The organism is Polaromonas sp. P1_G4, from assembly GCF_056405475.1.
The window spans coordinates 1-946 of sequence record NZ_JBFUCA010000918.1 but is presented as its reverse complement, the minus strand read 5'-3'; the positions used below and the strand labels follow the sequence as shown (position 1 = coordinate 946).

The 946-nt window shown below is 55.1% G+C and carries 2 protein-coding genes; both read left to right on the top strand.

Features of this window, described 5'->3' with window-relative positions; translation table 11 throughout:
* Nucleotides 1–128: 128 nt before the first annotated feature.
* Nucleotides 129–512 carry a preprotein translocase subunit SecE gene (gene secE / locus AC1D1X_RS24440; RefSeq protein ID WP_477670198.1) on the top strand — a complete coding sequence of 128 codons (384 nt, stop codon included), beginning with the start codon at nucleotides 129–131 and terminating at the stop codon, nucleotides 510–512.
* Between the two features lie 68 nt (nucleotides 513–580).
* Nucleotides 581–946 (top strand): transcription termination/antitermination NusG family protein (locus tag AC1D1X_RS24435; RefSeq protein ID WP_477699508.1); only part of this gene is annotated, 366 nt, incomplete at its 3' end.

Here is a 946-nt window from a genome sequence, read left to right as displayed (position 1 = left end):
GCTTTGATGAGTGTCGATGCTGAGGGTGGTTTGAAAAGATAAAAAGCAAGCCCGCCAGGAGTCAAAAACTCCAGGTGGGCTTAAGCGTCTGCAGAGACGCATGAAGATTGAACAGGAAATCGGCGACCATGGCCTCTTCTCAAGTTGAAACCGTCAGTACCAACGCCGACAAGGCCAAGTTGGCTGTGGCTGTCGCGCTGGTGCTGGCCTCGCTGGTGGGCTTCTATTTCTTTGCCAAGCAGGGTCAATTAGCCCAGTGGGGTGCCTTGATTGCTGGTTTGGTGGCGGCGATTGCTGTGTTCATGACCTCGGAGTCGGGCAGGCAATTTGTGGCTTTTGGGCGTGACTCATGGCGCGAGGTCCGGAAAGTTGTCTGGCCGGCTCGTAAAGAAGCCATCCAGATGACGGCCTATGTATTCGGTTTTGTGGTGATCATGGCCTTGTTCTTGTGGCTTACGGACAAAACGCTCGAATGGGTGTTTTACGACCTGATCCTGGGATGGAAAAAATAATGAGCGATCTGAACGGCACGGTAGTCAGCGAAGTGGCGGCGGGAACGTCTCTCACGCCGACCCCAGGCATGCAGTGGTATGTCGTCCATGCCTATTCCGGCATGGAAAAAGCGGTCGAGCGCAACATCGTTGAGCGCATCAACCGCGCGGGCATGCAGTCCAAGTTTGGTCGTTTCCTGGTGCCCACTGAAGAGGTGGTTGAGATCAAGAACGGTCAGAAGAAGACGACCGAGCGCCGGTTTTTTCCGGGCTATGTGCTGGTTGAAATGGTCATGGATGATGAGACCTGGCATCTGGTGAAGCACACCAACAAGGTGACGGGTTTTGTCGGTGGCGCCAAGAATCGCCCGGCCCCGATCTCCGAGGAAGACGTTCAAAAGATCGTCAGCCAGATGCAGGTCGGTACCGAGAAGCCGCGCCACAAGGTCGAGTTT

What these genes read in the sequence shown, in the direction of transcription:
- secE (WP_477670198.1), top strand. Translation starts at nt 129, where the DNA reads ATGGCCTCTTCTCAAGTTGAAACCGTCAGTACCAACGCCGACAAGGCC.